Origin of the sequence: Bartonella sp. AP4SXKL (genome assembly GCF_042195845.1) — a bacterium.
In the GTDB taxonomy this organism is placed as follows: Bacteria; Pseudomonadota; Alphaproteobacteria; order Rhizobiales; family Rhizobiaceae; genus Bartonella.
On the sequence record NZ_JBHIPA010000008.1, the window covers coordinates 8,714 to 16,748 of the forward strand.

Here is an 8,035-nt window from a genome sequence, read left to right on the forward strand (position 1 = left end):
AAACCCATCTCAAAGGGGAAAACCCATCTCAAAGGGGAAAACCCATCTCAAAGGGGAAAACCCATCTCAAAGGGGAAAACCCATCTCAAAGGGGAACTAAAAAACTTTGAAAGCGTTTAACAGTGAAGAAGTCCCTAGGCTGACAAATTGGAGTCCGCTCTGTCAACCTGTCATTTGGAAAATAATTGATGAATCCCCTTGTTTTTATCCTCTTATTAGTTTCATGTACAGATGATTTTAATAGTTGCTATTCGAACAATACAATGGTTAAAATCTATCCCACGGCTCAAGCTTGTGAACAGGCCATGGTCCCGTCCACAAAAAAGTTTGCACTTTATGGACAACAAATTTTTGCTCAATGTATAAACGTACAACCCAGTTTACATCAACAAGAAGTAAACTTGATCTGGTCTGTAACAAACCGTGGAAATTTTCTTCTTAAAAGCCAAAACGTAAAGGACAAGCTGTCTACAGTCCACAAAGAAGATATTTTACCAACATCGCTTCCTCTTTTGCGTTCTTCTTCCACAAACCTCTTGCACAAAAAACTTTAAAAGCATAAACCCATCAGATCTCAAAAAAATAATCAATGGAAGACATGATGGATAATAAGCGAATGCACCCTTCAAAAGACCATCACACAGAGCAAAATTCTCCGCCTCAAGATCTCCCTTTAGACCCTGCCGTAGAACGAGTGAGAAAAAAACTTATGGGTTTAATGATTATTTCCGTTTTAATAACGCTTTTCCTTATTCTAACCGTACTGTTTTTAATTGTTTATAAAGTGATAAAAACCGGATCAGCGCCAAAACAAACAGAGCTATCTTCCTCTCTCAGCAAAAACCCACACGTTATCCATCATACGCTCTCTCTAACGGAAAAAACACAGATTTTGTCGCAAAGCCTCTCAGAACACAATATTGTACTGAAAGTTTTAACCCCTGATGGACAAACAAAATTTATGATTTACAATTATCATACCGGTGCACTTGTCTCCATTCTTTCTGTTGAAACAACAAAAGAGAGAGCGAAGATAATGCCTCATTAAGAAAACTAACATCAATAAGCGCTGACATAGCATTCTGAAGGTTTAAACATTTTCTGCAAGCCGGCATTATCACACGCTTTACCAACTCGTGGATGTTGCCCACAATCCTTGGCCCTAGAGAGAGTTCATAAGAGCCATTTTTATTCCTTCTTATACAAATTTATCCACACGGGCTCTCCCCGTTTGCAACGTGCAAGCGAATGGTTTTTGTTGATCCAACATGGAACAAATTTGGAAATGAGAGAATTCTAGGGGTTTAGGGGCCCTCACCTAACATTCAAACAATGAATTATTATTATAAATTAATGTGATAAGTCTTAAATATCCACCACACGGGCGACGGCGCGTTTTTTACTGTATCCCCTCACTTAAATCTTGGAAAAGAAGAAACCTTTCTGTCAACGCATTCCCATTTTAAGAAAATGACATCACTTGGGAAAAGCTAATAAACGTGCAAGAAATACCTCTTCTTGAGTGCAAAAATTCAACATATTAATTTATAGTGATGATTTATTTTGCATGTCAAATGAGAACCTCAAATACTGTAAGATTCTCCCTTTCAAATCTGTTCGTAAAAAACTGAATCAAAATCATTTCCTCACATATCCCAGCAAGGAAATGGATGAATAAAATACCTCTTATGAATGATCAGGTATCAAAAGAAGAACTGTTGCAACATTGAAAATTAAAGCAATAACGCCCAGTTTACATCTTTTATTAAGCAAAGATAACCGATGGATTTCACATGATAGAATTCATGAACACCAGTGCGAAATGGGCATGAATACATTGAATATAAGTGTGAATTAAATAAAACAACGACATTGCGTTCTTCATAAAAGAACTGCCTCTTAAAATACACGGATGTGGTTTTCTCTGTATTCCCTCACTTAAATCCCAGCAAAGAGGCAATCTTTTCTGTCAACAGCCTTCGTTAAGTCTCAATACAGCCCCGTGAACATTCAAGGAAAGTGCAAGAAGCTTCTTGAGCATATTATAATTTACTATCATGATACCAATAACATCACCACAAGCGCTTATACAGCACCCTTCAGGTTTAAACATTTCCCTCTGCCTCAAGATTGACCACTTGAGCGACGACGCATCTTCCCCTGTATCCCCTTACTTAAATCTCAGCAAAGAGGCAATCTTTTCTGTCAACAGCCTTCATTAAGTCTCAATACAGCCCCGTGAAAACTCAAGGAAAGCGCAAGAAGCTTCTTGAGTATATTATAATTTATTATCATGATACCAATAACATCACCACACAAGCGCGCTTACACAGCACCCTTCAGGTTTAAACATTTTCCTCTGCCTCAAGATTGACCACTCGGCGACGGCGTGGTTTTCTCTGTATCCCCTCACCTAATCCAGGCAAAGAAGAATCCTCTTTTGTTGCTGTTTTTGTTGCTGTTGATGCATCTCCATTGCTAGAGCTTTCTGCTGTTGTAAGTGAAAGCTCAAGAGATGATTCATCTTGAGTCCGTACAGTACGTCGACGAGGAGAACGACGTATTTTTTTGACAGGTTCAACATTTTTCTCAGAGAGGCAGTGCTCTTGATCTGTTTTTTCATCCGATAGAGCCTCTAAAGCGTTTTCACGCGCATCCCCATTTTGCGCTTTATCATATTGGCCATTGCCATTTTTTTGCGACGACATTTGTAATACATCTGTATCACCCTCGACAGCATCCTTTTTTTCACCATCAAGATTTATTTCACCGCATTCTTGCCCATTGTTTTCATCACGATTTTCGTTTTCATCACCACGATTTTCATCACGCCGAACCGATTGAGACATTTGCCCAGCTGCTGCTAAAATAATACGCAAATAATGCTCGGCATGTTGTAAATAATTTTCCGACATAACACGATCACCTGCACCTTGTGCATCACGCGCAAGGCTTATGTATTTATCGGCAATTTGCTGAGCATTCCCGCGAATTTTAACATCCGGACCGCTACTTTCATAATTGCGAGACAACGGATTAGGACCGCGACGATTATTATTGTTATTACCATTATTGTTATTATTGCGACCGCGTACCCGTCTATTTTGTTGTGGCCTCATCTTTATCCCTTTTTGGAGTGTTTGTCTTATGTGTGTCTTAATTGACGCTTCCTCATTACATTATCTTTTGATAATGCTGATCATGTTTAACATACGATTATCAAGCTATCCGCGTTTATTTCACTCAAACGAACCCTACTGATATTGATAAAAGCATATATTTTCTTGAAAATCACAAAACAGCAGGGAAATCGTAAATCAAAAATTCCCTTTTTCTCTGTCAAACAGCAGAAACCTAATGATGTTCACGTAAAATGCCAAGTGTTTTTTTTAAAATAAACCATATTTCACTAAAAAAATAATTATCTTGTGGAAAACAAAAAGGAAAACACACATATAACACACCTGACAAAGAAAAAATTCCTGCCAGAGAATACTAGAAGCTTCCTTTTTTGCTCTAAAACCACCGCTCCTAAAAACGCCGATATCCTCTACCCCCTCGTGCATTTAACTCACAAGCACTTCCATCCCAACGAGTCACTGCGCGAACCTCTTTATTTTATAAATATAGCCTCTCTTCATCGCTAAAGCAACCCCTTGCGAGCGATAATCCACGATCGCCTCACAAAACCTCTTAACTTTTATAGATAGATTAACACGAAGTATTATTCAAGCCCTATAATCACCAAGAGATCAATCTTCTTTCCCAAACAAGTCAATGATACTATCAATTTTTATTTTAACCCATAGAGTTTTTAAGTTAATCACAGTTTTTATTTATAACAAATTGAGCTTAAAAACAAAATATTTAAATACAAAAAAATATCAAATTATGAAAAAAACGACCAATATGTCACACTTTTTTAAAAATCAGCTTCTTCTCAAAAAAATACCCTCCTCAAAGCCTATCAATAAGAATGGCCTAACGTATTTCCTTACTTATCTTTTCTGATAAAGAAAACTAGAATTATAAAACAAGCACATTTTTAAACCCAGCACAGCGCTTTACGCATGAAGAAGCCGTAAATGTTTATAAAAGGAATGTTTTTTACTCATTTTTGTCATGTCTATTGACTTACACCCTCAAAGAATGAAGGTTCTCAAATCACACTGGTCTGTTAACAATGAAAATACTTATAAAATTCATACACTAAATTGATTTGTAATGATAATTCATATTTTTTGTGTTGAGTAAGAAAATTAATACCGTAGGATTTTTCATCCTCAATCTGTTTGCTGTTGAATCAATCTCTTTTTCTTGCATGTTACATGTGGGAAAACCTGCGTGGAGTAAAAACGATAAAAAGACTAAAAGTGCCTCTTATGAACCGTCTCTAAGGCTAAAGGGTTGTCGAGAGCACCATTGGGAGCGAGCAAAGTGTGAGATAGTACCGGCTTATTCTTTGTTTAAACCATAAAGATGAACTTGCTTTATAAATTTTATACATTTCATGATGGTTTTACCATTATACCATTCACCAAAACCATCACGAAATGGATTTCCCACACTCGTTATTTCCCTTAAAAAAGCGCAACAAATCCTCCTGAAACTCCACCACGCCCCCTTAAACATTTCAAGGAGGCCATCCATACCTTATGTCGCCACACCTTAAATAAGAAGTGCGATATAACAAGATAAATAAATCAAGCTGCTATTGGTCATGAGGCAGATAGTCATTTAAGAGGCTTTTATCTTTTTATCAAAATTCGCATCCTTTTAACTTTCCATATAAAAACTTAAAAGTAATTGCGCCTTTTGCCTGTTTTATTTTCTCTTTCATTCAGAAAACAGTCTCGTAAGAGAAAATAATTTCCATCCCCAGGACGGACCCTCGTCAAACATTGTTTTTTAGCACTATCAGAAAGCTTATCCCACATTTCACGAATAGCAAAATAGGCCTCACTTTCCAAATTAAGACAATGCTGATAAACCTCTCTTTTCATATCGGGCATAACGGAGGCAGAAATTTCCTTGCAATATACGCGTAGATCAAAAACAGGAATAACCAATTCAACGGGTGCTTGTTGTGTTACTTTTTTATGAGAAGAAAAATAACTAACCACCTTTGCAACAACAAAACACAAAAACACTATACAAAAAAGTATTATGCAAACAAAAGCAATCTTGCGATATAATCTTTTGAAATAAGCCTTTTGTCTTGCTCGGATTCTTTTTTCCATAAAGATTGTACCCTTTAATATCCCAAGAGAAGCTTTTACAGCAAAAAATGATAGAAGTATCTGTGTACACAATACAGGTTATAGCCGCAAACGATCAAGACTCTTATGTCAAAAGACTCTCTTTTTTACCGTATAATTCTTATCGTATATAATTCTTATGAAACACTTTTCTCATGCCCTTTATGAAAAAATAGGGCTGATGATTTTCTCTCACCACTTTTAAAGACGAAGATTCTTCATCCATGCGGATCTATAAACAATTCGTCTTTGTTAAGACATGTCATATTGATTTATAAAGAATATTTATTGTTTTACATGTTGAATGAGAAACCCGAACACCATAGGATTCTCTCATCCGAAGTTTGTTTTCTATTGAAACAATCAAAACCATGTTGCTTACAAGTTACAAGCGGAGCTAGCATGTGGATTAAAAACTGTATAAGAAAGGCATATGCCTCTTATGAAGCATCTCACGAACCAAGGCTGTCGTAAATATTGGGAGCGAGCAAATACACTGATAGTACCCGGCTTGCCTCTACATAAGCGTAAAGATGGGAGTGCTCAATGGATTTACCGTTATTCACCACACAAACACTTCATATATAAAATCTTATACGCCTTCTATTACCGCCCCCTCAAAAAGCAGTCGCTAAAACAAGATAAGAGATTATAGATGTAAAACTCCTAACAAAAAAGAATGGACTTTCTAATCGAGATCAACAAACACTGTTAAAGACACATTTGCATTTTTGACCATGCTGGCATGTATGATAATGGCCCTTCAAATGCGCCACCATTTTATGCTTCACCTCATATCATTCTCCGTCAAACAATCACAAAGATTCTTTAACTATTCAACGCCCCCCAACCAAAGCAAAGAAACCAAACCCAGACGCCTGCATTTTTATTTGAATCTTCCCTATTGGGATAAAACACACAAGAATTTAAAGATTTCACTGCAAAATGAAATCACAAAATACAATAATGAGAAAAATATCCAAAGCCATCTCAATAACAAATATATAGCGCCCCTGTTATTAGAAAGTAAAAAAAGCCGCACCATTTAAAGGCGCGGCTTATGAATAGAGATATAACTAAATAAAATACAAAAGAAATCAATAATAAATACTTATACACAAAACGTATAGTATTGCAAGCTTTTTAATTATATTTATAAAAATATCCAAAAAGAGTATAAATAATGATACATTCGTATTGAGGAGAGCTGTTTATAACAATACACTTTCTAAAATAAAAACGTATCAAATAAATCAAAATACTTTGTAGCTTTATCTCAATATAATCCATGAAAAAACACACATGATTTAAGTCCATAATTATAATAAGACCCGTTCTTTTACGCTTGTAAAAGCTGGTTTTTCTTAACTTACATTCACCACTTCAAAAGATGAAGATTCTTCACCCAATCTGATTTATCAACAGCCCAGATTGCAGTGGGGTCCATTTGGCTTTCTCACATGTGATTGATTTAAACTTAAAGCTCAACAAATAAGCCTGCCTTAAATATTTGCCACGCCCTTTAAAAAACACTTTTTGTATCATGGAAGCTCTTACAAAGAGACTTGCCTTATATCATCACACCTGAAAGGACAGTCTTTACAGCATAAACAGGATAAGACAAATCAACAACCGCTTGTACAATCTTGTCTGATAAGAAAACAAGTGAAACGTTAGCCTTCAAGCCTGCTCCAACAGTACAGCATTTCTCTTCTTTATAAGAAAAAACACAACGATACGCATGATTTTTTTATAGGCATTTTTCTGCTTTTGTCCTTTTGGCAATTAACATTTTCTTTTTATGGGATTTTTAACAAATTAAAATTGCGAGGATCTGCACTTTTTCTCTTTTAAAAAAGCGTAAAAACCGCAAATTATTTATAGAGTTAAAATCATCAAACGCTCTATCCAAAAGCTTTTTAAAATGATTGCACGATTTTTTATCTTTTTAAAGCTTCTTTTGCCATGCGTTTCTATTTGGGCATGGCTCCTTGCTCTGTAGGCTTTAAAAACTTGCCCTTAGATTTCAATATGCGCCCTACTCTCCCCAACAACGCATGATCAACTTATCCTGCAACAACGCTTCTCTATCAATTTTTACCCTTTTTTAACATCTCAAACAGAGTGCAATTCCAATCCCCACCGAAGATATAAATCAGGTTTATCTCATCTATAGCTTCAACCCATACATATTGTTATGATCACTCTTTTCTATTTTTCCTTTTCTAACAAAGAAGAAATCTCTCTAGAATGCTCAACACTGATGTTTTGAGCAACACTACTGTATATTCCTAGCGGCTTATGTGCTGTAAATTTTGAAATAAAAGAGCTGTAGTCTATTTTTGGCGCCTCGTATATTGGAGAAAAAAATATGTCTCCAACGGACGATGATTCTGTTTTAATTTCTGGTGCGCTCACAAAACTGTTTGGTGTCGTTATTCCACCACTCACAACACTATTAATACTGTCTTGCTTCTCTTCTTTCTCATTTTTTTTCTGTTCGACATTGGTAAGATCTAGAGCATTTAATTTTTTTTCTAAAGCATCCATGCGCTTTGCAATTTTTGTAATATCTTCATATGCTTTCTTCAACAATGCGTTTAAAGGAGCATGTCCCATTCTTCCGCTAGCATAAAGAACCACACGAATACATTCCGGATCATCAATATCAGCAATAGAAAATGGAAAAAGTGCCATTATATCCCCCTTTTTGATAAGCTAAACGCGCATTAAGCATTTGCATATCTTTTTCCGTTGTACGGCTCTTGCATTTCTCA

Annotated in this window: 5 protein-coding genes; 2 read left to right on the forward strand and 3 right to left on the reverse strand. The window is 36.0% G+C overall.

Annotated elements, in window-relative coordinates; genetic code table 11:
• Nucleotides 1-188 precede the first annotated feature (188 nt).
• Both ACFIMI_RS05310 and ACFIMI_RS05315 read left to right on the forward strand, forming a co-directional pair.
• On the forward strand, nucleotides 189-554 hold the full coding sequence (locus ACFIMI_RS05310) for a hypothetical protein (RefSeq protein WP_375692339.1): 366 nt from the start codon (nucleotides 189-191) through the stop codon (nucleotides 552-554).
• Between the two features lie 44 nt (nucleotides 555-598).
• Nucleotides 599-1,048, forward strand: a complete 450-nt coding sequence (locus ACFIMI_RS05315; protein ID WP_375692302.1) for a hypothetical protein — start codon at nucleotides 599-601, stop codon at nucleotides 1,046-1,048.
• A gap of 1,297 nt (nucleotides 1,049-2,345) precedes the next feature.
• On the opposite strand, the gene ACFIMI_RS05320 is transcribed toward ACFIMI_RS05315, so the two are convergent.
• From ACFIMI_RS05320 to ACFIMI_RS05330, 3 genes are all read right to left on the reverse strand, one after another.
• A complete protein-coding gene (locus tag ACFIMI_RS05320; protein WP_375611688.1) occupies nucleotides 2,346-3,119 on the reverse strand; it encodes a DUF4167 domain-containing protein in 774 nt (257 codons plus the stop codon).
• Nucleotides 3,120-4,796: 1,677 nt separating this feature from the next.
• Nucleotides 4,797-5,240, reverse strand: coding sequence for a hypothetical protein (locus tag ACFIMI_RS05325; RefSeq protein WP_375610680.1), 444 nt, complete (start codon nucleotides 5,238-5,240; stop codon nucleotides 4,797-4,799).
• A 2,229-nt stretch (nucleotides 5,241-7,469) separates the two neighbouring features.
• Complete coding sequence (locus tag ACFIMI_RS05330; RefSeq protein ID WP_375613651.1) at nucleotides 7,470-7,955, reverse strand: hypothetical protein; 486 nt, start codon at nucleotides 7,953-7,955, stop codon at nucleotides 7,470-7,472.
• Nucleotides 7,956-8,035 lie beyond the last annotated feature (80 nt).

Excerpts from the sequence above, each read along its gene's own strand:
- ACFIMI_RS05310 (WP_375692339.1), top strand. The coding sequence starts at position 189 with ATGAATCCCCTTGTTTTTATCCTCTTATTAGTTTCATGTACAGATGAT.
- ACFIMI_RS05315 (WP_375692302.1), top strand. The coding sequence starts at position 599 with ATGATGGATAATAAGCGAATGCACCCTTCAAAAGACCATCACACAGAG.
- ACFIMI_RS05320 (WP_375611688.1), bottom strand. The coding sequence starts at position 3,119 with ATGAGGCCACAACAAAATAGACGGGTACGCGGTCGCAATAATAACAAT.
- ACFIMI_RS05325 (WP_375610680.1), bottom strand. The coding sequence starts at position 5,240 with ATGGAAAAAAGAATCCGAGCAAGACAAAAGGCTTATTTCAAAAGATTA.
- ACFIMI_RS05330 (WP_375613651.1), bottom strand. The coding sequence starts at position 7,955 with ATGGCACTTTTTCCATTTTCTATTGCTGATATTGATGATCCGGAATGT.